We start from the raw sequence: 23785 nt of genomic DNA on the forward strand, positions 1-23785 counted from the left end.
GTCTCGGGAAAGGCTGGTCAGCGGATGCCGGTCCGGTTCGCTGCGCAAGGGACCACCGGGTGGCTGCCCGGCTGCCGAACAATGTAGACAACAAGGCCGGCACCCTCGCGGAAGTGTGGCAACGCCCCGAAAGGTGCTCACGGCCGCCGCCCGGTCGTCCGTCCCGGCACCGGACGGCGGCCTCGCCCGCTCTAGACTCTGCGGCCGTGGCGCAGACGGTGTTGCTCGGCGAGATCACGTGTCCGTCCGGCGAGCTGGTTCTCGTCGACGGCGGCTACCTCGGACTGTGGTCCGGCACCCGGTCACCGGACGACGTCGCGGGGCACGACCGTTTCCCGGCCGTCGACTTCGAGGTCGTGGGGCCCGACGCCGAGGCCGCCGCCCGGTCGTTCGACCGCCAGTCCGGCCGCACGCTCCACGACATCCCCCGGCATGCCACGGACGAGTTCACCGGCATGTTCGCCGACCACTGCCGCGAACACGGCCTCGACGCCACGCTGCGCCGGTTCCCGCGCCGGGTCGCGCACCGCGACCGGATCCGGCGGGCCGTCGCCGAGGGACGCTGCGACTTCCTGATGAGCGGGGTACCGGGCGTCGTCGTGGGCGGCCTGCCCGTCGACCGGCCGTTGCCGGTCACCGCGACACCCGGCGAGTGGGGCTGGCGGCGGCTGCGAATCGAGGTCGGCACGGCCCGGGCCGTACGGACCCGCATGCTCGGACCGATCGGCGTCGACTGCGCCCGGTTCGCGTTCGCCGACGCGGACGCGTTGAACGCCTGGATGCACGACGACCCGATCGACGGCCGCGCCGACATCGTTTTCTGGGGCCGCGACGAGGCCGCCCTCGCCGCCGAACTCGGGGCGCCGGCCACCGGGACACCCGGTGACGACGTGTACGGCTGGCTCGACCTGCCGGTCGCCGAGGCCCACGCCAGGGCGGTCGCGCTGGACGAGCTCCGCAACCGGCCGGACGGACACCGGTTCGCCTACGACTTCCGTCCGCACTCCCACCACTGGCAGGTGATGGCCGGGGTGCGCGCGTCCGAGCACGAGGCCGGGACCATCGACGTCGGCGCCGCCCGCATCATGTTCGCGATGACGTCGGTCGGCGACGGCTTCTTCCCGGTCCACGCCGAACTCGACGCGGCGGGCGGCGTCGTCGCCGTCGAGGTGACCGTCAGCGGCGAGCCACCGCCGTAGCGGGCCGCCGTCCGGTCAGGACTCGGGCCGGTCGGCCGGGGTCACCGGGCGCCAGCCGAGCGGGGTCGACAGCACCATCGTGCTCGACGGCTGGCCGTACGGCGCCAACCGGTCGATCACCTGCTCGAAGTGCTCCATCGAGCCGGCCGCCACCTTCAACAGGCTGCACGCGTCGCCGGTGATCCGGTGGATCTCCAGGATCTCCGACCACTTCGCCACCTCCGGATCGCGCAGGATGCAGTGCGCCCCGTAACAGGACATCCGGATCATGGCCACCACCGTCCAGCCGGCCCGGGTCAGGTCGACGTGCGCGTGGTAGCCGCCGATCACTCCGGACTCCTCCAGCCGGCGGATCCGTTCGGCCACGGCGGGCGGCGACAGGTGCACCCTGCGTGACAGTTCGCTGAAGGACAGCCGGGCATCGCGCTGCAGCTCGCCCAGGAGCGCCCAATCCATCTCGTCCACGTCCACTTTTCCTTCGTTAAGTCAGGACCTCAATCTAGCTCCTGATCCAGAGGTCTAGCAGCGTGAACACCGTTCATCCGGTCTTCAGGATTCACCCCGATCAAGGAGATCATGGGGTAACTCAGCGCGAGGGAGGGACGCAGCGCATGAAGAGCACCGAACTGGCCGAGCCGGACGTACGCCCGGCCGATCCGTCCGCCCCGGCCGTACGGCCGGCGACTGCCGACGAACGTGAGCGGCGCGCCGCGGCCAACGCCGGCGAGCCCACGGTCGAGTTCACCGACCGGGTGCCGTACGACGCGTACGTGCACGCCAGCACCCTGCACAGCCTCCAGCAGACGCTGAGCAAGGACCCGGGCGAGATGTCCTTTCTCATGGTCAGCCAGATCATGGAGCTCTACTTCGGCCTCACCCGCTTCGAACTGCTCGAGACCCAGCGGCTCCTGCGCGCCGACGACGTCTGGGGCGCGCTCGCCCCGCTGCGCCGCGCCGCCCTGCACCTCGAGGGGCTCAACGCCTCCTGGCAGACGCTGCGCTGGATGACGCCCGCCGACTTCAACCGCTTCCGCGACCTGCTCGGCGAGGGCTCCGGCTTCCAGTCGGCGATGTACCGCCACCTGGAGTTCCTGCTCGGCCTGAAGACCCCGTCGCTGGTCCGCCCGTTCCGCCGGCAGCCCGAGGTGTACGCCGAACTCGTCGAGTCGCTCGAAAGTCCGAGCCTCTGGGACGACGTGATCGCCGTACTCGCCCGCCGCGGGCACGCGATCCCGCAGGCGCTCCTTGATCGGGATACCGCGGAAGAGCACGAGCCGCACCCGGCCGTCGAGCAGGCCTGGGTACGGATCTACGAGCACAACACCCCCGACAACCACCTGCGGATGCTCGGCGAGGCCCTCACCGAGGTCGCCGAACAGTTCGGCGACTGGCGCTACCGGCACCTCAAGGCCGTCCAGCGCAGCATGGGCGCCAAGGTCGGCAGCGGCGGCTCCGCCGGCGTGACATGGTTGCAGCGCAGCATGGCCCGCGTGGTCTTCCCCGAGATCTGGTCCGCCCGGACCTCCATGTGACCGGAGACGAAAGCATGAGCGAGCGCAGCGAGCGAATCAGTTGGCTCAGGTTTTCTCATGGCGGCCGCGAGCGGAGCGAGTGGACGTCATGAGCGAGCGCAGCGAGCGAATCAGTTGGCTCAGGTTTTCTCATGGCGGCCGCGAGCGGAGCGAGTGGACGTCATGAGCGAGGACGATGCCCGGCGGCGTGACGCCGCCGACCCCGGCCACCGCGAGCTGTTCCACGTGCCGCCCGCCGACGGCGGCCGGTACGCCGAGGTCGCCTACTTCGCCGGCAACTCGCTCGGCCTGCAGCCGTGCGCGACCGTCCCCGACCTGCTCGACGACCTCGGCGACTGGGCCCGACTCGGCGTCGAGGGTCACCTCGAGGCCGGCCGGCCCTGGCTGCCGTACCACGAGTTCCTGACCGGGACCGCGGCCCGGCTGGTCGGCGCCCTGCCGTCCGAGGCGGTGGTGATGAACTCGCTGACCGTCAACCTGCACCTACTGATGGTCTCGTTCTACCGGCCCTCGGGCACCCGCACCCGCATCGTCATCGAGGACACCGCCTTCCCGTCCGACAGCTACGCCGTACGCAGCCAGGCCGCATTCCACGGCCTCGACCCCGACGAGACCGTCGTACGCCTGCGTCCGCGGCCCGGCGAGGAGAACCTGCGCACCGAGGACGTGCTGGCCTACCTGCGCGACGAGGGCGACCGGGTGGCGCTGGTGCTGCTCGGCGGCGTCAACTACCTCACCGGTGAGCTGATGGACATCGAGACGATCACGGCCGCCGGCCGGGCCGCCGGTGCCGTCGTCGGCTGGGATCTGGCGCACGCCGCCGGCAACGTGCCGCTGAAACTGCACGACTGGGACGTCGACTTCGCCGCCTGGTGCTCGTACAAGTACCTCAACTCCGGCCCCGGCGCGCTTGCCGGCGCGTTCGTCCACGAGCGCCACCACGGCGTCGACCTGCCCCGGTTCGAGGGCTGGTGGAGCACCGAGCCGGCGACCCGGTTCGAGATGACCCCGGTGTCCCGGCCGCCGGCGACCGTCGACGCCTGGCAGATCTCCAATCCGCCGATCTACGCGATGGGTCCGGTACGTACCTCGCTGGAGATCTTCGACCGGGTCGGGATGGCCACCCTGCGCGAGCGCAGCCTGCGCCTCACCGGCTACCTCGAGGAACTGCTCGACGAGGTCACCGCGAACCGGCCGCTCACCGTGATCACCCCGCGCGACCCGGCCCGGCGCGGCTGCCAGCTGTCGGTACGCATCGGCGACGGCAGCGCCTCCGACCTGACCCGCCGGCTGCGACACGAACACGGCGTGATCGCCGACGCCCGCGAACCCGACGTCGTACGGTTCGCGCCGGTGCCGCTGTACTCGACGTACCACGACTGTTGGCGGGCCGCGCAGGCCCTCGCCGCGACGGTGAAGGAGTGGGGACGTGACTAGTCGATCGCGGGTCGCGGTCGTCGGCGCGGGACTGGCCGGCTGCCTGCTCGCCTGCTACCTGGCCCGACGCGGCCACCGGGTCACCGTCTACGAACGGCGCCCCGACCCGCGCGGCGGCACCGCCGAGCGCGGCCGCTCGATCAACCTGGCGCTCTCCGAACGCGGCCTCGACGCACTGCGCCGCATCGGCCTCGACAAGCAGGTCATGGCCGACGCGCTTCCGATGCGCGGCCGCATGATCCACCCGGTCGCCGGGCCGCTCGACCTCCAGCTCTACAGCGCCGGCGGCGACCGGGCCATCAACTCGATCAGCCGTGGCGCGCTCAACAACGCCCTGCTCGACGCGGCCGAGGCCGCCGACGGAGTCGAGATCGTCTTCTCGCACCGGCTCGTCGATCTCGATCCGGCGACCGGAGCGATGACGTACCAGACCCCGGACGGCGAAGCCCACGCCGACGCCGACGTGGTCATCGGCACCGACGGCGCCGGGTCCGCCGTACGCGGCCAGCTGCTCGCCCACGACCTGCTCACCGAGAGCCTGGACTTCCTCGACTACGGCTACAAGGAACTCACCATCCCGCCGGTCGACGGCGACTTCGCCCTCGACCCCGGCGCCCTGCACATCTGGCCGCGCGGCACCTCGATGATGATCGCCCTGCCCAACCCGGACCGGTCGTTCACCTGCACCCTCTTCTGGCCGACCGGCGGCACCGGCAGCTTCGCGTCCCTGTCGAGCCCGGCGGCCATCGAACGGCACTTCGCCACCCACTACCCGGACCTGCCGCCACTCGCCCCGAACCTGGTCGACGACTACCAGCACAACCCGGTCGGCCTGCTCGGCACCGTACGGTGCGGCCCCTGGCAGGCCAACGGTCGGATCGGGCTGCTCGGCGACGCCGCGCACGCCATCGTCCCGTTCTACGGCCAGGGCGCCAACTGCGCCTTCGAGGACGTCGTCGTGCTCGACCGCTGCCTCGACGACACCGGCGACGACTGGGCGCGCGCCCTGCCGCTGTTCGAGGAGCGCCGGCGCGACGACACCGAGGCGATCGCCCAGATGGCACTCGCCAACTTCGTCGAGATGCGCGACAAGGTCGCCTCGCCCGTTTTCCAGTACGGGCGCAAGGTCGAGCACGCGCTGGAGAAGGCGCTGCCCGGCCGGTACGTCTCCCGCTACGAGATGGTCTCCTTCTCCACCACGCCGTACGCCCAGGTGCAGCGGCGGGTCCGCACCCAGCACCGGGTGCTCGGCGCGGCGGTGGCCGGGGCGGCGGCGCTCCTGATCGGGGCTCTGGGCGCCGCCGTTGCGAAGCGAGCCGCCGGCACCGGCGGCACCAGCCGGCGCCGGCGGCCCGGCACCGGAGAGGGGGAGGCGTGAACCTCTGGCATCCCGACCTGATGTCGGGGCAGCCGTCCGGCCAGCCCGGCCTGCTGCGCAACTACGTCGGCGGCGAGTTCGTCGACACCGGCAACCGGTTCCCGAAGATCTCTCCGGTCACCGGCCAGACCATCTTCGAGGTCGCCGAGGCTGATCGGTCCATGGTGGACGCTGCGGTGGGTGCGGCGCGGTCGGCGTTGGCTGGTCCGTGGGGTCGGATGGGTGAGCGGGAGCGGGCGGCGGTGTTGTATCGGGTGGCCGACGAGTTGGAGCGTCGGTTCGATGATCTGGTGGCGGCGGAGGTCGGTGATACGGGTAAGTCGATTTCGCAGGCGCGGAGTCTGGATATTCCGCGTGGTGCGGCGAACTTCCGTGCCTTTGCGGAGATCGTGTCGACGGCGCCGACGGAGTCTTTTACGACGGTGACCCCGTCGGGTGGTCGGGCTCTGAATTATGCGGTGCGTAAGCCGGTGGGTGTGGTGGCGGTGATCGTGCCGTGGAATCTGCCGTTGCTGCTGTTGACGTGGAAGGTCGCGCCGGCTCTGGCGTGTGGGAATGCGGTGGTTGTGAAGCCGTCGGAGGAGACGCCGTCGTCGGCGACGTTGTTGGCCGAGGTGATGGCGGCGGCGGGGGTTCCGGATGGTGTTTTCAATGTGGTGCATGGGTTCGGTCCGGGGTCGGCGGGGGAGTTTTTGACTCGGCATCCGGGGGTGGATGCGATCACGTTCACGGGTGAGTCGGCTACTGGTGGGGCGATCATGCGGGCGGCGGCGGATGGGGTGAAGGCGGTGTCGTTCGAGTTGGGCGGCAAGAACGCCGGCCTCGTCTTCGCCGACGCGGATCTGGACGCGGCTGTCGAGGGCTCGGTGCGGTCGTCGTTCACCAACGGTGGCCAGGTGTGTCTGTGCACGGAACGGCTCTATGTTGAGCGGCCGGTGTTCGAGGAGTTCGTGTCCCGGTTGGCGAAGCGGGCGGACGAGTTGAGCTTCGGCTGGCCGGCTGACGAGGCGACGGTGAACATGCCGTTGATTTCGCACAGGCATCGGGAGAAGGTCCTCGGTTATTACGACCTGGCCCGTGCCGAGGGTGCGACGGTTCTGGCTGGTGGTGGGGTGCCGGAGTTCGGTGACGGCCGCGACGGTGGTGCCTATGTCCAGCCGACGGTGTTGACCGGCCTCGGTCCTTCCGCGCGGGTGAACCGCGAGGAGGTGTTCGGGCCTGTCTGCCACGTGGCGCCGTTCGATGACGAGGACGAGGCGTTCGCTGTGGCGAATGACAGTGAGTACGGGCTTGCGGGGACGGTGTGGACGCGGGATGTCGGTCGGGCGCACCGTGCTGGTGCCCGTTTGGAGGCGGGGATCGTGTGGGTGAACACGTGGTTCCTGCGGGATCTGCGGACGCCGTTCGGTGGGGTGAAGGCGTCTGGTGTCGGGCGTGAGGGTGGCACCCATTCCCTGGACTTCTATTCGGAGCTGACGAACGTGTGTGTGGATCTGTCATGACCTTTGTGGATGATGCGGCGGCGTTGCTGCGCGGCGCTTACGAGACCGGGACGCCGGTGGCGCCGTTGCGGGAGGCGGTTCTGCCGGTCGGCGATGTCGACGCGGCATACGCCGTTCAGCAGGCGCAGGTCGCCGATTGGTTGGCGGCTGGTCGGCGTCGGGTCGGGGCGAAGATTGGTTTGACGTCGCCGGCGGTGCAGCAGGCGTTCGGGGTGTTCCAGCCCGACTTCGGGGTGTTGTTCGCTGACATGGCGGTCCCGGACGGCGGCGAGGTCGACCTGGGTGGGTTGATCCAGCCTCGGGTGGAGGCGGAGGTCGCGTTCGTCCTCGGCGCTGATCTGCCGTTCGAGCGGGTGACGGTCGCCGACGTGATCCGGGCGACCGACCACATCCTTCCGGCGGTCGAGATCGTGGATTCGCGGATCGCGGGTTGGGACATTTCGATCGTGGACACGGTCGCGGACAACGCGTCGTCGGGTCTGTTCGTGCTGGGTAATCAGCCCCGGCGCCTGTCGGACGTCGACCTTCGGGTGGCGGGCATGGTCCTGGAGCACGCGGGTGAGCCGGTGTCGGTCGGCGCGGGCGCCGCCTGTCTGGGTAATCCGGTGCACGCGGTCGCGTGGTTGGCGCAGACGCTGGCCGCCGCCGGCAACCCCCTGAGCGCCGGGGACGTGGTGTTGTCGGGTGCGTTGGGGCCGATGGTGTCGGTCACGTCGGGGGCGGCGTACGAGGCGCGGATCTCCGGCGTGGGTTCGGTGCGGGTCTGCTTCTCGGGAGGGTCGTGATGGTCGGACGGGGTGACCGGATCGGCTGGCCCGGTGTGGGCTGTGCCGGCCGTGGACAGAGCGAGGAGACGTCATGACCACGGGTGTGGCGGTGATCGGGTCGGGGAACATCGGTACCGATCTGATGATCAAGGTGTTGCGGTTGTCGGAGTCGTTGCGGATGGTCGCGATGGTCGGTATCGACCCCGACTCCGACGGTCTGGCCCGGGCCCGCCGGCTTGGTGTGGCGACCACGGCCGAGGGCATCGACGGGCTGCTCGGGATGCCGGAGTTTGCCGATGTGCAGGTGGTCTTCGACGCGACGTCGGCGGGCGCGCACAAGCGGCACGCCGAACTTCTGCGGGAGCATGGCCGTCTGGTGGTGGATCTGACCCCGGCCGCTGTCGGTCCGTACGTCGTGCCGCCGGTGAATCTGGACGAGCATCTGGGCGAGCCGAACGTGAACATGGTGACCTGCGGCGGTCAGGCGACCGTCCCGATCGTCGCGGCGGTCGGACAGGTCACGCCGGTGGCGTATGCGGAGATCGTGGCGTCGATCGCGTCGCGGTCGGCGGGGCCGGGGACGCGGGCGAACATCGACGAGTTCACCGAGACGACGGCGCGGGCGATCGAGGTCGTGGGTGGGGCTCGGGCGGGTAAGGCGATCATCGTGTTGAACCCGGCTGATCCGCCGCTGTTGATGCGCGACACGGTGTACTGCCTGTGCCCGGACCGGAATGTGGACCGGGCCGCTATCACCGCGTCGGTGGAGGCGATGGTCGCCACCGTGGCCGAGTACGTTCCTGGCTACCGACTCAAGCAGACGGTGCAGTTCGACGACGTGGACGCCTACGTGCCGGCTCTGGGAACGGCGTTCGCCGGGGTGCAGGTGTCGGTGTTCCTGGAGGTGTCCGGGGCCGGGCACTACCTGCCGGCGTATGCGGGGAATCTGGACATCATGACGTCGGCCGCGTTGCGGACGGCGGAGCGGATGGTGGCACTGCGCGCCGAGAAGGGGGTGCCGGCATGAGCTTGTATATCCAGGATGTGACGTTGCGGGACGGGATGCACGCGGTGCGGCATCAGTTCACCGTCGACCAGGTCCGGTCGATCGCCGCCGCCCTCGACAGTGCTGGTGTGGCGGCGATCGAGGTCGCGCACGGCGACGGTCTGGCCGGCTCGTCGGTGAACTACGGCCATGGTGCGGCGTCGGACGCGGACTGGATCGCGGCGGTGGCGGAGGCGGTGACGAACGCGAAGTTGACGACGTTGCTGCTGCCCGGGATCGGCACGATCGCCGATTTGAAGGCCGCCCGTGATCTCGGGGTGACCAGTGTGCGGATCGCGACGCATTGCACGGAGGCGGACATCTCCGCCCAGCACATCGGCTGGGCGCGGGAGAACGGTATGGACGTGTCCGGGTTCCTGATGATGTCGCACATGAACGACCCGAAGGGTCTCGCCGGGCAGGCGAGGTTGATGGAGTCGTACGGGGCGCACTGTGTGTATGTCACCGACTCGGGTGGTCGGCTGTTGATGCGTGACGTGGCGGAGCGGGTGGATGCGTACCGGCAGGTCCTCGACCCGGGCACGCAGATCGGGATCCACGCCCACCACAACCTGTCGTTGGGTGTGGCGAACAGTGTCGTCGCGGTCGAGCACGGCACCACGAGAGTGGATGCGTCTCTGGCCGGGCACGGCGCCGGCGCCGGGAACGCCCCGCTGGAGGTGTTCGTCGCGGTCGCGGAGTTGCACGGTTGGGAGCACGGTTGTGACGTGTTCGCGTTGATGGACGCCGCCGAGGACCTGGTCCGGCCGTTGCAGGACCGGCCCGTGCGCGTGGACCGGGAGACCCTGACGCTGGGCTATGCCGGGGTGTACTCCAGCTTCCTGCGGCATGCGGAGCGGGCGTCGGACCGGTATGGGGTCGACGTCCGTTCGATCCTGGTCGAGTTGGGCCGCCGCCGGATGGTCGGCGGTCAGGAGGACATGATCGTCGACGTTGCCCTCGACCTGGTCGGCGGCAAGGAGGGCAAGCCGTGACCGACCTCGCCACCATCGCCGAACGACTCGACGACGCCGCGCAGACCGCGACCGCGATCCCGCAGCTCGCCGCCGACGCGGGCATCGACGTCGACACCGCGTACGCCGTCCAGGAAGCCCTGGTCGCCCACCGCCTCGCCCGGGGCGAAACCCTCGTCGGACTGAAGATGGGCCTGACCAGCCGGGCCAAGATGGCACAGGTCGGCGTCGACGAGGTCATCTGGGGCCGGCTCACCGACGCCATGCGCGTCGACGACGGCGGCACCGTATCGGTCGGCGGCCTCATCCACCCGCGGATCGAACCCGAGGTCGCGTTCCTGCTCGACCGCCTCCCCGAACCCGGCGAACCCCTCGCCGACTTCACCTCGGCGGTCCGCGCGGTCGCGCCCGCGCTCGAGGTCATCGACTCCCGCTACCGCGACTTCACGTTCTCCCTGCCCGACGTCATCGCCGACAACACCTCCGCCGCCGCGTACACCATCGGCCCCTGGCAGCCGGTCCCGGCCGGCATCGACAACCTCGGCGTACTCCTCGAGGTCGACGGCCGGGTGGTACAGACCGGCTCCACCGCCGCCATCCTCGGCGACCCCCGCCGCGCCCTGACCGAAGGCATCCGGCTCGCCGGCCGGTACGGCGTACAGCTGCGTACCGGATGGGTGTTCCTGGCCGGCGCGGCGACGGCCGCTGTACCGCTCAAGCCCGGCGCCCACGTCCGCGCGGTCGTGGAATCGCTCGGCACCGCGTCGCTGAAGGCGATCCCGTGACCGCCGGACCCGAGCCCGGCGCGAAGGGCGGCGGGATCGTGGCCGGCAAGGCCACCCCGCGCGGCCGGTTCCCGCACGTAAAGGTCGCCGGTGACCTGGTCTTCGTCTCCGGCACGTCCAGCCGCCGGCCGGACAACACCATCGCCGGCGCCTCCGTCGACCCGATGGGCACCACCGACCTCGACATCCGCGCCCAGACCCGGGCCGTCATCGAGAACATCCGCGACATCCTGCACTCCGTCGACGCCGACCTGACCGACCTCGTCCAGATCACCACCTACCTCGTCAACATGAACGACTTCGGCGGCTACAACGAGATCTACGCCGAATACTTCGACGAGACCGGACCCACCCGCACCACCGTCGCCGTACACCAACTCCCACACCCGCACCTGCTCATCGAGATCCAGGCAGTGGCCGTACTTCCGGAAGGAGCCCGCGCATGACCGAGATCGCCGAGCCGGTGAGCTTTCCCGGCTGGATCGACGAGAACCAGCACCTGCTGAAGCCGCCGGTCAACAACAAGCAGATGTTCCCCACCGGCGCCGACTTCATCGTGCAGGTCGTCGGCGGACCCAACCAGCGCACCGACTTCCACGTCGACCCGTACGAGGAGTTCTTCTACCAGGTCAAGGGCAACATGCACGTGAACCTGATGACCGAGGACGGGCCGCGTACGGTACACATCCGCGAGGGCCAGATGTGGGTGCTGCCGGGCAACGTCCCGCACTCGCCGCAGCGGCCCGAGGCCGGCTCGATCGGCGTCGTCATCGAGCGGGTCCGCGAGGAGGGCACCCTGGAGCGCTTCCAGTGGTACTGCCTCGACTGCGGCAACAAGGTCCACGACGTGGAACTCCAGGTACGTGACATCGTCGCCGACCTGCCGCCGGTCTTCCAGGCGTTCTACGCCGACGAGAAGGCCCGGACCTGCGACCGGTGCGGCGCGCTGCACCCGGGCAAGGGCTGATGGCCGGCCCCGTCGTCGACCTGCACTCCCACCTGGTGCCGAAGGGCTGGCCGGACCTGTCCGCCGCGTGTGGCGGCTCCGGCTGGCCCTGGCTCCGCGTCGACTCCGAACGCGCCGCCATGATCATGGTGGGGGAGACGGAGTTCCGCCCGGTCGGTCCGCAGGCCTGGGACGCCCCGACCCGACTGTCCGACATGGACACCGACGGGGTCGACGTGCAGGTGGTGTCACCCACCCCGGTCTTCTTCTCGTACGAGCGCCCGGCCGACCAGGCCGCGAAGGTCGCCCGGATCTTCAACGACCTGACCCTCGAACTCACCTCGGCCGGCGGCGGCCGGCTGGTGCCGTTCTGCCAGGTGCCGCTCCAGGACCCGGACGCCGCCTGCGCGGAGGTCGACCGCTGCCTCGCCGCCGGACACGCGGGTGTCGAGATCGGCAACCACGTCGGTGACCGCGACCTCGACGACGAGGGCATCGTCACCTTCCTCCAACACTGCGCCTCGGTCGGTGCCCCGGTGTTCGTGCACCCCTGGGACATGCCCGGCGGCCCCCGCCTCGACCGGTGGATGGCCCGCTGGCTGACCGGCATGCCCGCAGAAACCCACCTGTCGGTCCTCGCCCTCATCCTCGGCGGCGTCTTCGACCGGGTACCGGACACCCTGAAACTGTGCTTCGCCCACGGCGGCGGCAGCTTCCCGTTCTGGCTCGGTCGCGCCGACAACGCCTGGCACCGCCGCGGTGACCCCGTACGCGGAAACTCCGAACACCCGCCGAGCCACTACGTGAACCGGTTCCTTGTCGACACCGTCGTCTTCGAACCGGCCGCGCTGCGACTGCTCGTCGACACCCTCGGGGCGAGCCAGGTGGTGCTCGGCAGCGACTACCCGTACCCGCTGGGGGAGCGCCCGGTCGGTGACGTGGTCCGCAGGTCCGACTTCCTGACCCCCGACCAGCGCGACGCCATCCTGTCCGGGAACGCGCTGCGCTTCCTCGGCCGGAGCTGACGCGGCGGCTCAGAAAGGAATGAGTATGGCGGTCACGTTGTCGTGGCCGCCGGCTTGCAGAGCGTGGTCGACCAGCGAACGTGCCTCCTCCAGGAGGTTGTTGTCCGACCTACGGCGGTCGAGGGCGGCCCGCAACTCGTCGGCGGTCGGCAGGTAGCGCGACAGGCCGTCCGTGCACAGCAGCAGCCGACCTGGCCCCGACGGCCGGAAGCTACGAATCGTCGGTGTGGGTTCGTCGGCGTCCGCCCCGAGCCAGGCGGCGAGCGCGTCATACTCGCCGGTGTCGTCCTCGGACAGCGCCATCCCGACTCCCTCGGCCGGCAGCCAGTAGGCGCGGCTGTCGCCGATCCAACTTGCCCAGATGCCCGCCGGGCCGGCGACGCCGGCGACGTAGGTACATGCGGGAGCCGCGTCGGGCGAGGCGGCCAGGGCCACGACGACGCGGCCCGCACGGACGGCGGCCTCTTCGAGCGCGTCCTCCGGGATCGCGCCCGCCTCCAGTCGCCCCGCCAGGACCGCGGCACCGGTCACGGCCGCGACCTGGGCGGCCCGCTCGGGGCGCGGCGACATGGACACCCCGTCGCAGACGACGCCGATCGTCCAGGAACCGGCCGTCGTCACCACCATGGCGTCGGCGTTGACACCGCGCCGCAGCCCACGGTCACTCACGCCGGCCGCGCCACCGTCCATGGTGACCTCCAGCCGCGCCCGGTAGGCGGGCTGTGCGCCGCCGCAGTGCCAGCAGTAGCCGTCCGGAGCGACATTTCCCCCACAGAGCACGCAGCCTTCCGTCTCCGCCATCGCGTCCAGGGTAGGCGTCAGCATGTCCAAGGGGAGCGTGCCCGTCGCGCCCTCGCTTCGTAGACTCTGAAGCTGCTCCCCGAGGCGAAGCAATACCAGCAGCGGAGCGCGACCATGGGAGGGCGGAGTTGAGCGACTCGGGTGAGGTGGCGTTTCTCCAGTCGTGGTATCGGGAACAGTGCGACGAGGAGTGGGAGCACGAATACGGTGTCCGCATCACCACCTTGGACAACCCCGGCTGGCTCGTCGAGATCGACCTCATCGGGACCGAGATGGAGGGGTGTGTGCGGGAGTGGTCGAGGACGGAGTCCTCCACAGGTCGCTGGCTGGGGTACGGGTCGGACGGGAAACGTGTTCCGCGCGGCGTGCGACACCGAGTCACTGGAACTGGCGATCGGGGAGTTCCGCATATTCGTCTCGGCCGTTGACCGGGCCTGAAGGTTTGCCCCCACAAGGGCTGAACCGCGGGCATCGCCGGACCCGCGCTCAGTTCACCGCTGATGCCATGTCGGAGTGGTGTCGTACCATCGCGGCGTGCAGGAGATGATCAATCCTCGGAGCGACGGTGTCCGGCTGTTTCTCAGACGTTGGTACGGCCCGGGTGGCGGTCGTGGCAATCTCCTGGCGCCCCCAGCACGGGGAGTTCCACACGAACTGGCCGAGTGGCACAAGGAAGCCTCCTCCGTGGGTTCTCCCGTGACCTTCCAGGACTATCCGGTGCCACTGTCGGAGCTGACGAGATCCGAAGACGGCATGATGGTCTTTTGGATCGAGAATCAGGGAGCCTACTACTGGGCGGTCGATCCGGACGAAGACGACTCCGTCGTTGTCGTTCGCGAATACGGCTCCGATCCCTGGCTCACCACCGGGGAGACTCTCGGCCGGTTTTTGCTGCACTGCACCGTGCGTGAGGCCATTGTGGGAGCCGAATCGAAGCTTGCCGCCGTGGTGCCCGAATCAGTTCTGCACGGGCAGGTTCTGACCAGGCTCATCCCGTTGGGCTTCCCCGCCATGGCGACCGAAAGCTCTTCGACTCGTCTGTTCTGCAGGCACGACGCGCTGGTGATGGTGATGCCACCTCCGGTTGGGTACTCCCTACCTGGAGAGTCGAGCTGGATGGCGGTGGTTGCGGTGGCCCATGGCCAAGATGTGCGAAAGGTGGACTTGGGACTGGCAGACTTCGTCCTCTCCGGCGAGGCTCGCGTGGAGCCCGTCGACGCGTTCGAGGAGCCTCCGTTCTGAGAAGCGTTGTCGCCACGGCGGTGTCTCGAAGTTCGGGCGTCAGAGACCCGGTTTGATTGAGGATACTGCCCGGACGCGGGGTGTTCCTAACCACGGATTCAACGCTGACGGTTCGGCGCGAGATGGCACGATACACACGGAAAACTTTGGCTACCCTATTGGGACTAGAGGTGAGAACTCGGTCGAGGTTATTCTGAACCCCGACGGCTCTCTCCGCACGGCCTATCCCGTATTTGGAGCGGACCAGATTCCATGAAGATGAAGTGGAAGATTAGTGGGGTTGGGCATGCGGTCCTTATGCTGACTCTACCTGAAGCGAACGTCGAGCTTCACACCACATATGTCGGAGATGGGCTCGGATCTGTACTTAGATCCGCAGCTGATCTTAGTCGGGGTTCTGCTTCTTCGTTCTCATTTCTTCCGGCTGAGCCCGGAGGGTCGTGCATGTTCTTCGCTAACGCGAAGGATGAGGTGTATTTGCAGATAGTCCGCTTTTCTGATATGACCTCACTGGCGCGCAGGTGGAGCGGAGGACAGCTTGTGTGGGCGGGTCACATCGGAGTTAGCGAATTTATTTCAGAGGTTGTTGCGATGGCGGAAGAAGTTCTCGTTAATAGTGGCGGTGCGGACTCTTATGCGGATTTGTGGGGTGGAATAGAATTTCCTATGGATTTGCTTCGAACGCTTAGGGGTGTAGGTGATCTCTAGGGTCATGCGCATTGGAACCAAGCAGGCTTGTTGCTTAGCTTGATTCTTGGGTAACAGCACTTGTCTGTTATGGCTGCGTGACGGTTCTTGCTGTCGCGCAGCCATACAAATCATTCGCTCTGTGATCTGCGAGCCATTGGCGTGACGTTTGCTTAATGTAGTCGGACGTCCACCTGTACCGCGCCCGCGGCTACCAGCACCCCGCACTGCACCTGCGCGAACTGTCGCCGTACGGCATCTTCGCCTCGTTCGCCGACCAGTTCGAACAGGTCTGGCAGACCACCACCGCCTACCCGCCGGAGTCGGCATCGTGAGCGGCCGGCGCGACTACTATCACGACCCGGGTTTGGCGCACTCAACCCATAATGGAGCGGGGGCGCACCGAGGCGTATCGATGAGTAGATCCGCCCCGGTGCGCCCCTGCTTCCTCAGCAAACCCTCCGCCTGCTGGTCCCGGACCAAGCTGCGCGAATACCCGATTCATGCCGGCTATGTGACCACGATCAGCGCCGAGACGGTGAGTGGCGGATCCTGCATGAGCGCGGGGTGTCGTGGCAGGCCATCAAGACGTGGATGGCCAGCACCCGACCCCCGACTTCACCGCCAAGATGCGCCGGATTCTCGACCTATAGGACACACCCCACTCACCAACGGCCGGGTGATCTGCGTGGACGAGTTCGGCCGCTGAACCTGCAACCCCGCCCGGCCGCGCCTGGCGCCCGGCAGGCCAGCCAGTACGACTACGGGCCACCTACACCCGTGACCTGGGCATCCGGCGCAGTCGCCACCCTGGACCTGATTACCGATAGCTGCACTACCGCATCCGCGACTGTAAACGATGGCGCGAACTCCTGGCCTTCCTCAAGACCCTGCCACCGCTGACCCGACCAACGCCTCCACCTGATCGTGAACAACTTTCTCGAGGTCCACGCATGGTGCGCCACCAACCGCGTTGAGCTGGTGTTTCCAGCGACCTACGCGTCCTGCCTGAACTGGATCGAGGCCGACTTTGCCGCAGTGTGGTGCTTTGTCCCCAACGGCACCGATCACTGCAGCCACACCGAACAAGACGCCGCCATCGGCGACTACATCCGCTGGCGTAACCACCACGCACGTCGAAGTCAGGACTTGCGATCAGATCCAAGATCCGCCACCCCGATTACCCGCGTTTAAGGCTGCATGACGAGACATATCGTCTTCAGCGAGGCTTATGTGGCGTACGCGATGGAGCCGTCAGCGCGCAGCGGGATGCGGGTCAGCGGCCGGCCGGTCAGGTCCTGCGGCTGTGCGCCGGCCAGGTCGAGGGTCACCCCGAGCCCCGGGTCGGTCGGCACCGGCAGGTAACCACCCTCGCGGCGTACGCAGGCCCGCGCCGGACCGTCGGCCAGTTCGTCGTCGAGCGGCGAGTACTCCTGGGTGACGAAGTTCGGGATCGCCACGTCGAGGTGCACCGACGCCATCGTCAGCAGCGGTCCGAGGCAGTTGTGCGTGACCACCGCCGCGTGGTGTGCCTCGGCCAGCGCGGCGATCTTCCGGCCGTGGCTGAGCCCGCCGGCGAGCCCGACGTCGGGGCGTACGTACTGGGCGCCGCCCTGGGCGAGCAGTTCCTTGAACTCCCAGATGGTGTGCAGCCGTTCCCCGTTGGCGCTCGGCACCCCGAGGGCGCGCCGGGCGACCTCGGCCTGGCTGCTGATGCTGTCGATCTGGATGGCGTCCTCGACCATCAGCGGGTGGTGCGGGGCGAGGGCGGGGATGACGGCCGCCGCCTGGAGCGGGGTGAGTTTGCGGTGCAGTTCGATGAGGATGTCGATGTCCGGGCCGACGGTGTCGCGTACGGCGGCGGTGGTCTTCGCCGTCTCGGCGACGAGCCGGGCCTGTGACAGGTCGCCGTAGTTGGCCGGCAGCGGGTCGAACTTGACGGCGGTGAAGCCGTCGGCGACGGCGGCGGCGGCCTGGGTGGCGAGGGTCTCGGCGCCGGTGCCGGGCAGCAGGAAGTGCAGCCGTACCTTGTCGCGGTAGCGGCCGCCGAGCAGGTCGAAGACGGGTACGCCGAGGGCTTTGCCCTTGATGTCCCACAGGGCGATGTCGATGGCGGAGACGGCTCCGCCGAGCACGGCGCCGCGGAACGGGCCCATCCGGTAGAGGTGCTGCCAGTGGTGTTCGATGCGGGCCGGGTCGGCGCCGACCAGGTGTGGCCGGAACGTCTCGACGACAGCGTGTACGGCGGTGGGGTAGCCCCAGCAGGCGGACTGGCCGACGCCGACGAGTCCGGTGTCGGTGTGCACGGTGACGAAGTGGGCGTCGCCCAGCACGACCGACTCGACCTCGGTGATCCGCATCATCGCTCCCTGTGCCGCCGGGGCCGGTGCGACGCCCGGGAGAGCGTGCCGCACCGTGGCCGGCAATTTAAGTCCAATAACGGCCACAACCTTGCACCTGCACTCTTCCATAGGTTCGCAGCGTGGTCTAGGCTCCCCAACGAACGAGCCGCATTACGGCTCATACGATCCCAGGGGGTGTGATGGGTCTGGCGGACGACTACCGGTCGATGGCGCGGATCCGCCGGTTCGAGGAGCGGCTGATGACGCTCAAGGACGAGGGCGAGGTTCCGGGCTCGATCCACCTGTGCAACGGCCAGGAGGCGATCCCGGTCGGGGCCGCCCGGGTCCTGCGCGACGGCGACTACGTGTCGGCCACCTACCGCGGCCACGGCTGGGCGCTGGCCCGCGGCGTCGACATGGCCGCCCTGTTCGCCGAGATCATGGGACGCGACTCCGCGCTGTGCGGCGGTCGGGCCGCGTCGCCGTACCTGTCGGACGTCTCCCGGCGCTTCGTCGGCGAGAACTCGATCGTCGGCGCCGGTGTGCCGGTCGCGACCGGGGCCGCGCTCACCGCCCGCCACCAGGGCACCGGCGACGTTTCCGTGGCGTCCATCGGCGACGGTGCGATGAACCAGGGCAACGTGCACGAGGCGCTCAACCTCGCCGCCGTACTCGACCTGCCGCTGATCCTGGTCGTGGAGAACAACGTCTACTCGGAGATGTCCCGCATCGACGACATGGTCCGGGTGAAGCAGCTCGCCGAGCGGGCCGCCGGTTACGGCATCCCGGGCACCGTCGTCGACGGCAACGACCCGGACGCGGTGGCCGCCGCGATGGCGACCGCCGTCGAGCGGGCCCGCGCCGGCGCCGGACCCTCCATCGTGGAGGCGATGACCGAGCGGCTGGTCGGCCACTACAGCGGCGACGCACAGCACTACCGGCCGGCCGGCGAGATCGCCGACGCCCGTACCCGGGAGCCGTTGGTCCGGATCCGCAACGCCGCCGACGCCGCGCTGACCGCCACGCTCGACGCCATCGACGCCGAGGTGGCCGCCGAGGTCGAGGCGGCCGTCGCCGCCGCCCGGGCCACCGCCGTCCCCGACCCGGCGACCGTGAAGGAGCACCTCTATGCCTGAGTCGCTGCGCTACATCCAGGCCGTCAACCACGCGCTGGCGTGGGCGCTCGACAGCCGCGACGACACCGTCTACTTCGGTGAGGACGTCGCCCTGCCCGGCGGCCCGTTCGGCGCCACCAAGGGGCTGCACAAGCGGTTCGGCGACCGCCGCATCTTCGACACCCCGATCTCCGAGACCGGGTTCCTCGGCATGGCGCTCGGCAGCGCCATGACCGGCCTGCGGCCGATCGCCGAGATCATGTACGCCGACTTCGCGTTCGTCGCGATGGGCCAGATCGTCAACCAGATCGCCAACACCCGGTACTCCAGCGGCGGCCGGTGGACCGCACCGCTGGTGATCCGGATGCAGCAGGGCTACTCGCCGGGCGCCTGCGCCCAGCACTCGCAGTCCATCGAGGCGTATTTCGCGCACACCCCGGGGCTGCGGGTGGCGCTGCCGTCCAACCCCGACGACGCGTACCAGATGTTGCGCACGGCCGTGACCAGCGACGACCCGGTGGTGGTCGCGGAGGCCCGGATGCTCTACCCGACCCGTGGTGAGGTCCGCCTCGACGCGCCGGTCGAGCCGGTCGGCGGCGCGAAGGTGGTCCGGGCCGGCACCGACGCGACCGTGGTCGCCTGGTCGCGGCTGGTCCCGGTCGCCGTCGACGCGGCGAACCAGCTCGCCGCCGAGGGCATCGAGGTCGAGGTCGTCGACCTGCGCTGGCTCAACCCGCTCGACTTCGACACCGTCGCCGCGTCGGTCGGCCGCACCGGCCGCCTCGTCGTGGCGCACGAGGCGAACCTGACCGGCGGCTTCGGTGCCGAGATCGCCGCCCGCGCCGCCGACGAGTGCTTCGCCGACCTGCGCGCCCCGGTGCGCCGGGTCGCGGCGCCCGACGTACCGATGCCGGCCGCGCCGTCGTTGCAGGCCGCGGTGGTGCCGGAGGCGGCGGCCGTGGTCGACGCGGTCCGCCGGACCCTGGCGTGACCACCGCCGGGCTGCTCGCCGGGCGGCGGGTCGTGGTCGTCGGCGGCGCGTCCGGGATCGGCCTGGCCACCACCCGCGCGGCCGCGGCCGCCGGCGCCGCCGTCGCGGTCCTCGACCTCGACGGCGACGGCGCCCGCGCCGCCGCCGCGCAGGCCGGCCCGGGGGCGTACGGGTACCAACTCGACATCACCGACGAGGCGGCGGTCGCGGCCACCCTGGACCGGGCCGCCGCCGACCTGCGCGGAATCGACACCGTGCTGCACGTCGCCGGGATCATGCGCGGCCAGGGGCTCGACGTCCGCGAGGTGACCGCCGACCTGTGGGCGCAGGTCATCGCCGCCAACCTCACCGGCCCGTTCCTGGTCGCCAAGCACGCCACCGGGCACCTCGAGGCGGCCGGCGGCGGCGTACTCGTCTTCGTGGCATCGAAGGCGGGCATCGTGACCGGATCCGGGTCGGTACCCTACGGCGCGAGCAAGGGAGGGCTGCACGGCCTGGCCCTGACCCTCGCCCGGCAGCTGCGGCCACGCGGCATCCGGGTGCACACCCTGTGTCCCGGTGACATCGACACCCCGCTGATGCGTCGGTCACTGGACGAGGCGGCGCGCAACGGTGCCGACGCCGACGGGGTGGCGCGGGTCCGGGCCGGGCTCGGCCGTCCCGAGGACGTCGCCGGGGTACTCACGCTGCTCGCCGCGCCGGCGGCCGACGCGCTCGACGGCACGGTCTACACGAGCTGAGCCGGGGCCGGCCGCGCGCTGCGGCGGGCGGCCCCGGTGCCAGGCGTACGACGGAAGGGCAGGGACCTTGATCGGGATAATCGGTCCGGAGGACTCGATTCGACTCGTGCTGGCGGTCGCCGAGGCGGAGGGCCGCGCCGGTGAGGTGACCGCCCGCGCCTACACCGACCCCGAGCAGGCCCCGGAGCTGGCCCGCGAACTCGACGACCTGTGCCAGGTGCTGCTGTTCACCGGCCGGATCCCGTACGCGTTCGCGGCCGCCAACGGGACCCTGCGGGCCGAGATCGACTTCGTCCCGCACGGCGGCATCGACCTCTACCGCACCCTGTCCCGGATGCTCATCGCCGGCGCGGGCCGGCTGCCCCGGGTCAGCGTCGACACCATCGAGGCGGCGACCGTACGGGAGACGTTCCACGACATCGACGTCGAACCGCCGACCGAGATCCGGCCGATCGCCGACGACAACGGCCTGCTCTTCTCCGGCCTCGACGAGATCACCGCCTACCACCGGGAACGCTACGAGTCCGGCGCCGTGCAGGCGTGCCTGACCTGTCTCGGCGCCGTGCACCGGGAACTGTCCGCCGCCGGGGTGCCGGTCTGGCGTGTCGAGCACACCCGGGCCGCGGTCCGCGACGCGCTGCGCCGGGCCTGGCTGGCCGCCGAGGTACGCCAGTCCCGGGCCACCCAGATCGCCGTCATGATGATCGAGGTGTCCGCGCCGCCCGGCCGGCAGCGCGACCCGTACCAGGTCGAGCGGCAGCGGCTGCGGCTGCGCGAGGCGCTGCTCGAACACGCCCAGCGGATGCGCGGGCGGCTCACCACCGTCGACGACAGCACCTTCGTCATCACCACCACCCGCGGCACCATCGAGGGCGCCATCGCCCGCCAGCGGGCCGGCCACGCCTCACTGCTCGCCCTGCGCAACGTCGACCTGCCGCACACCGTCGGCTTCGGCGCCGGCACCACCATCGCCGCCGCCGAGGACAACGCCCGCAAGGCGCTCGCGCTCGGTCGCCAGGACGGGCACGTCCAGGTCGTCTTCCCCGACGGCGACGTGTACTCGTCCGGCGACGCCGCCGTGCCGCGCCGGCTGCGGGAGACCGCGCCCGGGGTGCTGCGGGTCTCCGAACAGCTCGGTCTCGGTCCACTGTCGACGCGGCGGCTGCTCGACGCGCTGCACCAGATGGACCCCGCCCAGGTGACCGCCCGCGGCCTCGCCGACGCGTACGGGGTGGAGGCCCGCTCCGCCCGGCGGCTGCTCAACGCGCTGCGCGCCGCCGGCTTCGCCGAGGAGGCCGGGCTGCACGTCAGCACCGGCGCCGGCCGCCCGCAGACCGTCTACAAGGTGCAGTTGCAGCGGCTGGTCAGCGCCCTGGACGGCGACGCGTCGTGAGGTTCGACCCGTGCTTCCTGGCCACCGCGACGTTCGCCGCCGACGCGGCGACCCGGCGCGAGCCGCACCGGGCGGCCCACCTGGCGTACGTGCGGGAACTGCTCGCCGACGGCACCGCGCTCGTCGCCGGGGCGCTGGCCGACCTGTCCGCGTCGGTGCTGGTGCTGCGCGCGTCCGACGAGGCGGCGGCCCGCGCGGTCCTTTCCCGCGACCCCTACCGGGCGCACGGCGTGTGGACGTCGATCGAGGTCGTGCCCTACCTGGCGGCGACCGTGGACACCATCGGGAGTAACAGGTGACGAGAGTCCGGCCCGTCCAGGGCGTACAGGTTTCCGGCGGCGAGCATGCCCCGTACGCGGCGGAGCTGCTGCGCGCGGCGGGTCCCGACCCGCTGACGGTACGGCTGGTCGCCGATCCGGCGCTGCCCGAGGGCGGTTTCCGGATCGACGTACCGGAGACCGGCGACGTGGTGCTGACCGGTGACCCGTTCGCCGGCCTGGTCTACGCCGCCCGCGAACTCGCCGGCCGGATCACCCCGGCCGGGCTGCCGGTCGGCGTCCACGCCGACGAGCCGGGGCTGCCGCTGCGCACCCTGTGGACCTGGGACCACTCGACGAACTGGGACGAGCGGCAGCTCGGCCAGCAGGAGATCGGGGCGCTGAACCCGTACGGCAAGGGCGCCGACGCGTTCGGCGAGGACTACCGGCGGCTGGTCGACTTCTGCAGCCGGGAACGGATCGGCGGCATCGTCGTCTACGGGCTGCTGCGCGACGCGCACGGCGGCGTCGACGCGGCCCGCGAGCTGTGCGCGTACGCCAACGCGCGCGGGGTGCGGATCATCGCCGGGATCGGCGTCAACGCGTACGGCGGGATCTACTTCGACGGCCGGCACCGGTTCAACCTCGCCACCCACCTGCGGCAGCGTCCCGAACTGTCGGCCGTCCTGCCGCCGAAGGTCGGCTTCGACATCGACGAGTTCGGCGACCTGCACTTCCCGGCCAGCGAATACATGATGGCCGCCTGCCCGTCGCACCCGGACAACCTGGCCTGGCACCGCGACGCCATCGACTGGCTGCTCGACACGGTGGGCGTCGGCGGGATCAACTTCGAGACCGGCGACTACGGCAGCTGCGCCTGCGGGCGGTGTGCCGCCCGCACCGGCGGCGAGCGCACCTCATGGTCGTACGAGGCGATGCGGGCGGTCTACCCGACGCTGCTGGACACCGCCCGGCGGACCGGGCCGGCCGGGGTGCCGCTGCGGCACCTGGTCGAGGTCTACTGGGACAACATCTTCGACCTCGACGCCCAGAAGCCGCTGGCCGACCTGCCCGACGACGTCGCCTACCAGTACTGCGTCAACCGCGGCTTCTGGTACGACAACCGCGACCGGCTCACCGCCGACCACGTCGCGGCGCTGCCGCACACCACCAACGTGCTGCGCACCCACGGCGGCTCGCAGTGGAACCGGCAGCGGCACTCGCTGGTCGCCGACATGTACGCCGACATGGCCACCCGGGGCGGCGCCGCCGGGATGCGTGGGCTGACCATCTTCGCCGAGCCGTCCGCCTACCACCCGACCAACGAGATCAGCTACCTGGCGTACGCCCGGTTCACCTGGAACCCCGACCTGGCCTGGGACGACTTCTGGCGGGACGAGGTGGTGCCCCGGTTCGGCGGCGCCGGTCAGGCCGAGGCGTTCCGGGCCGGCGCGGCCCGGCTCGACGACCCGACCGCCACGGCGGAGGACCTGTCCCGGGTACGCGGCGAGGCGCTGGACGTGGTGGCGTCGACGACCGGCGAGGTGCAGCGCCGCTGGCTCTGGCTGGCCGAACGCACCGCCCGCCACGCGTACGCCCTGACCCCGTCCCGCTGAGCGCTCCCCGC

Annotated in this window: 23 protein-coding genes and 1 pseudogene; 21 read left to right on the plus strand and 3 right to left on the minus strand. The window is 70.2% G+C overall.

The annotated features are described in order from the left end of the window. The first annotated feature begins 206 nt into the window (after nt 1–206). The gene (locus Prubr_RS29025) at nt 207–1199 is read left to right on the plus strand and encodes a hypothetical protein (protein WP_212818062.1); all 993 of its coding nucleotides are present in this window, start codon (nt 207–209) and stop codon (nt 1197–1199) included. A gap of 15 nt (nt 1200–1214) precedes the next feature. Here the strand turns inward: Prubr_RS29025 and Prubr_RS29030 are convergent, their stop codons facing one another. After that, nucleotides 1215–1664, minus strand: a complete 450-nt coding sequence (locus Prubr_RS29030; RefSeq protein WP_212818063.1) for an Lrp/AsnC family transcriptional regulator — start codon at nt 1662–1664, stop codon at nt 1215–1217. A gap of 146 nt (nt 1665–1810) precedes the next feature. Here Prubr_RS29030 and Prubr_RS29035 point away from each other — a divergent pair, with 146 nt between their 5' ends. The 11 genes from Prubr_RS29035 to Prubr_RS29085 all read left to right on the plus strand — a co-directional run bounded on the left by Prubr_RS29035 (nt 1811) and on the right by Prubr_RS29085 (nt 12590). Further along, entirely contained in the window at nt 1811–2731 is a 921-nt protein-coding gene (locus Prubr_RS29035) for a tryptophan 2,3-dioxygenase (RefSeq protein WP_212818064.1), read from the plus strand. 162 nt (nt 2732–2893) lie between these two features. Then, complete coding sequence (gene kynU, locus Prubr_RS29040) at nt 2894–4168, plus strand: kynureninase (RefSeq protein ID WP_212818065.1); 1275 nt, start codon at nt 2894–2896, stop codon at nt 4166–4168. Further along, nucleotides 4161–5546, plus strand: coding sequence for an FAD-dependent oxidoreductase (locus Prubr_RS29045; protein WP_212818066.1), 1386 nt, complete (start codon nt 4161–4163; stop codon nt 5544–5546). The genes kynU and Prubr_RS29045 overlap by 8 nt, the downstream gene beginning before the upstream one ends. Nucleotides 5547–5566: 20 nt before the next feature. Then, nucleotides 5567–7048 carry a 2-hydroxymuconic semialdehyde dehydrogenase gene (locus Prubr_RS29050; RefSeq protein WP_212828671.1) on the plus strand — a complete coding sequence of 494 codons (1482 nt, stop codon included), beginning with the start codon at nt 5567–5569 and terminating at the stop codon, nt 7046–7048. Continuing rightward, nucleotides 7045–7833, plus strand: coding sequence for a 2-keto-4-pentenoate hydratase (locus Prubr_RS29055; protein WP_212818067.1), 789 nt, complete (start codon nt 7045–7047; stop codon nt 7831–7833). The genes Prubr_RS29050 and Prubr_RS29055 overlap by 4 nt, the downstream gene beginning before the upstream one ends. Before the next feature lie 73 nt (nt 7834–7906). After that, nucleotides 7907–8842: an acetaldehyde dehydrogenase (acetylating) gene (locus Prubr_RS29060; RefSeq protein WP_212818068.1), complete on the plus strand. Its 936-nt coding sequence runs from the start codon at nt 7907–7909 to the stop codon at nt 8840–8842. Then, entirely contained in the window at nt 8839–9855 is a 1017-nt protein-coding gene (gene dmpG / locus Prubr_RS29065; protein ID WP_212818069.1) for a 4-hydroxy-2-oxovalerate aldolase, read from the plus strand. Before Prubr_RS29060 ends, dmpG begins: the two co-directional genes overlap by 4 nt. Next, a complete protein-coding gene (locus tag Prubr_RS29070; protein ID WP_212818070.1) occupies nt 9852–10619 on the plus strand; it encodes a 2-keto-4-pentenoate hydratase in 768 nt (255 codons plus the stop codon). The genes dmpG and Prubr_RS29070 overlap by 4 nt, the downstream gene beginning before the upstream one ends. Further along, on the plus strand, nt 10616–11065 hold the full coding sequence (locus Prubr_RS29075; RefSeq protein WP_246567793.1) for a RidA family protein: 450 nt from the start codon (nt 10616–10618) through the stop codon (nt 11063–11065). Before Prubr_RS29070 ends, Prubr_RS29075 begins: the two co-directional genes overlap by 4 nt. After that, a complete protein-coding gene (locus tag Prubr_RS29080; RefSeq protein ID WP_212818072.1) occupies nt 11062–11586 on the plus strand; it encodes a 3-hydroxyanthranilate 3,4-dioxygenase in 525 nt (174 codons plus the stop codon). The genes Prubr_RS29075 and Prubr_RS29080 overlap by 4 nt, the downstream gene beginning before the upstream one ends. After that, nucleotides 11586–12590 carry an amidohydrolase family protein gene (locus Prubr_RS29085; protein ID WP_212818073.1) on the plus strand — a complete coding sequence of 335 codons (1005 nt, stop codon included), beginning with the start codon at nt 11586–11588 and terminating at the stop codon, nt 12588–12590. Before Prubr_RS29080 ends, Prubr_RS29085 begins: the two co-directional genes overlap by 1 nt. A gap of 9 nt (nt 12591–12599) precedes the next feature. Here the strand turns inward: Prubr_RS29085 and Prubr_RS29090 are convergent, their stop codons facing one another. Continuing rightward, on the minus strand, nt 12600–13391 hold the full coding sequence (locus Prubr_RS29090; protein WP_212818074.1) for a PP2C family protein-serine/threonine phosphatase: 792 nt from the start codon (nt 13389–13391) through the stop codon (nt 12600–12602). Between the two features lie 146 nt (nt 13392–13537). Here Prubr_RS29090 and Prubr_RS38345 point away from each other — a divergent pair, with 146 nt between their 5' ends. The 3 genes and pseudogenes from Prubr_RS38345 to Prubr_RS37220 all read left to right on the plus strand — a co-directional run. Next, nucleotides 13538–13819: an Imm53 family immunity protein gene (locus Prubr_RS38345; RefSeq protein ID WP_425518070.1), complete on the plus strand. Its 282-nt coding sequence runs from the start codon at nt 13538–13540 to the stop codon at nt 13817–13819. A 106-nt stretch (nt 13820–13925) separates the two neighbouring features. Further along, nucleotides 13926–14633: a hypothetical protein gene (locus tag Prubr_RS29100; RefSeq protein ID WP_212818076.1), complete on the plus strand. Its 708-nt coding sequence runs from the start codon at nt 13926–13928 to the stop codon at nt 14631–14633. 878 nt (nt 14634–15511) lie between these two features. After that, nucleotides 15512–15655 (plus strand): annotated as a pseudogene (locus Prubr_RS37220) (XRE family transcriptional regulator); the annotation flags it as partial. Between the two features lie 894 nt (nt 15656–16549). Here Prubr_RS37220 and Prubr_RS29105 read toward each other — a convergent pair. Then, the gene (locus tag Prubr_RS29105) at nt 16550–17680 is read right to left on the minus strand and encodes a mandelate racemase/muconate lactonizing enzyme family protein (RefSeq protein WP_212818077.1); all 1131 of its coding nucleotides are present in this window, start codon (nt 17678–17680) and stop codon (nt 16550–16552) included. Between the two features lie 182 nt (nt 17681–17862). On the opposite strand from Prubr_RS29105, the gene Prubr_RS29110 reads away from it, so the two are divergent. From Prubr_RS29110 to Prubr_RS29135, 6 genes are all read left to right on the plus strand, one after another. Next, nucleotides 17863–18798 carry a thiamine pyrophosphate-dependent dehydrogenase E1 component subunit alpha gene (locus Prubr_RS29110; protein ID WP_212818078.1) on the plus strand — a complete coding sequence of 312 codons (936 nt, stop codon included), beginning with the start codon at nt 17863–17865 and terminating at the stop codon, nt 18796–18798. After that, nucleotides 18791–19768: an alpha-ketoacid dehydrogenase subunit beta gene (locus Prubr_RS29115; protein WP_212818079.1), complete on the plus strand. Its 978-nt coding sequence runs from the start codon at nt 18791–18793 to the stop codon at nt 19766–19768. The genes Prubr_RS29110 and Prubr_RS29115 overlap by 8 nt, the downstream gene beginning before the upstream one ends. Next, nucleotides 19765–20508 (plus strand): SDR family NAD(P)-dependent oxidoreductase, encoded by a 744-nt coding sequence (locus Prubr_RS29120; RefSeq protein ID WP_212818080.1) that lies wholly within the window; start codon nt 19765–19767, stop codon nt 20506–20508. Before Prubr_RS29115 ends, Prubr_RS29120 begins: the two co-directional genes overlap by 4 nt. A 67-nt stretch (nt 20509–20575) precedes the next feature. Next, nucleotides 20576–21901 (plus strand): helix-turn-helix domain-containing protein, encoded by a 1326-nt coding sequence (locus Prubr_RS29125; protein ID WP_212818081.1) that lies wholly within the window; start codon nt 20576–20578, stop codon nt 21899–21901. Next, nucleotides 21898–22200 (plus strand): YciI family protein, encoded by a 303-nt coding sequence (locus tag Prubr_RS29130; RefSeq protein WP_212818082.1) that lies wholly within the window; start codon nt 21898–21900, stop codon nt 22198–22200. Before Prubr_RS29125 ends, Prubr_RS29130 begins: the two co-directional genes overlap by 4 nt. After that, on the plus strand, nt 22197–23774 hold the full coding sequence (locus tag Prubr_RS29135; protein WP_212818083.1) for a hypothetical protein: 1578 nt from the start codon (nt 22197–22199) through the stop codon (nt 23772–23774). The genes Prubr_RS29130 and Prubr_RS29135 overlap by 4 nt, the downstream gene beginning before the upstream one ends. The last annotated feature ends 11 nt before the right edge of the window (nt 23775–23785 follow it).

It is taken from the genome of Polymorphospora rubra, from assembly GCF_018324255.1.
GTDB classification, from domain to species: Bacteria; Actinomycetota; Actinomycetes; order Mycobacteriales; family Micromonosporaceae; genus Polymorphospora; species Polymorphospora rubra.

What these genes read in the sequence shown, in the direction of transcription:
- Prubr_RS29080 (WP_212818072.1), top strand. Translation starts at nt 11,062, where the DNA reads ATGACCGAGATCGCCGAGCCGGTGAGCTTTCCCGGCTGGATCGACGAG.
- Prubr_RS29055 (WP_212818067.1), top strand. Translation starts at nt 7,045, where the DNA reads ATGACCTTTGTGGATGATGCGGCGGCGTTGCTGCGCGGCGCTTACGAG.
- Prubr_RS29085 (WP_212818073.1), top strand. Translation starts at nt 11,586, where the DNA reads ATGGCCGGCCCCGTCGTCGACCTGCACTCCCACCTGGTGCCGAAGGGC.
- Prubr_RS29090 (WP_212818074.1), bottom strand. Translation starts at nt 13,391, where the DNA reads ATGGCGGAGACGGAAGGCTGCGTGCTCTGTGGGGGAAATGTCGCTCCG.
- Prubr_RS29110 (WP_212818078.1), top strand. Translation starts at nt 17,863, where the DNA reads ATGGGTCTGGCGGACGACTACCGGTCGATGGCGCGGATCCGCCGGTTC.
- kynU (WP_212818065.1), top strand. Translation starts at nt 2,894, where the DNA reads ATGAGCGAGGACGATGCCCGGCGGCGTGACGCCGCCGACCCCGGCCAC.
- Prubr_RS29105 (WP_212818077.1), bottom strand. Translation starts at nt 17,680, where the DNA reads ATGCGGATCACCGAGGTCGAGTCGGTCGTGCTGGGCGACGCCCACTTC.
- Prubr_RS29115 (WP_212818079.1), top strand. Translation starts at nt 18,791, where the DNA reads ATGCCTGAGTCGCTGCGCTACATCCAGGCCGTCAACCACGCGCTGGCG.
- Prubr_RS29050 (WP_212828671.1), top strand. Translation starts at nt 5,567, where the DNA reads ATGTCGGGGCAGCCGTCCGGCCAGCCCGGCCTGCTGCGCAACTACGTC.
- dmpG (WP_212818069.1), top strand. Translation starts at nt 8,839, where the DNA reads ATGAGCTTGTATATCCAGGATGTGACGTTGCGGGACGGGATGCACGCG.
- Prubr_RS29060 (WP_212818068.1), top strand. Translation starts at nt 7,907, where the DNA reads ATGACCACGGGTGTGGCGGTGATCGGGTCGGGGAACATCGGTACCGAT.
- Prubr_RS29035 (WP_212818064.1), top strand. Translation starts at nt 1,811, where the DNA reads ATGAAGAGCACCGAACTGGCCGAGCCGGACGTACGCCCGGCCGATCCG.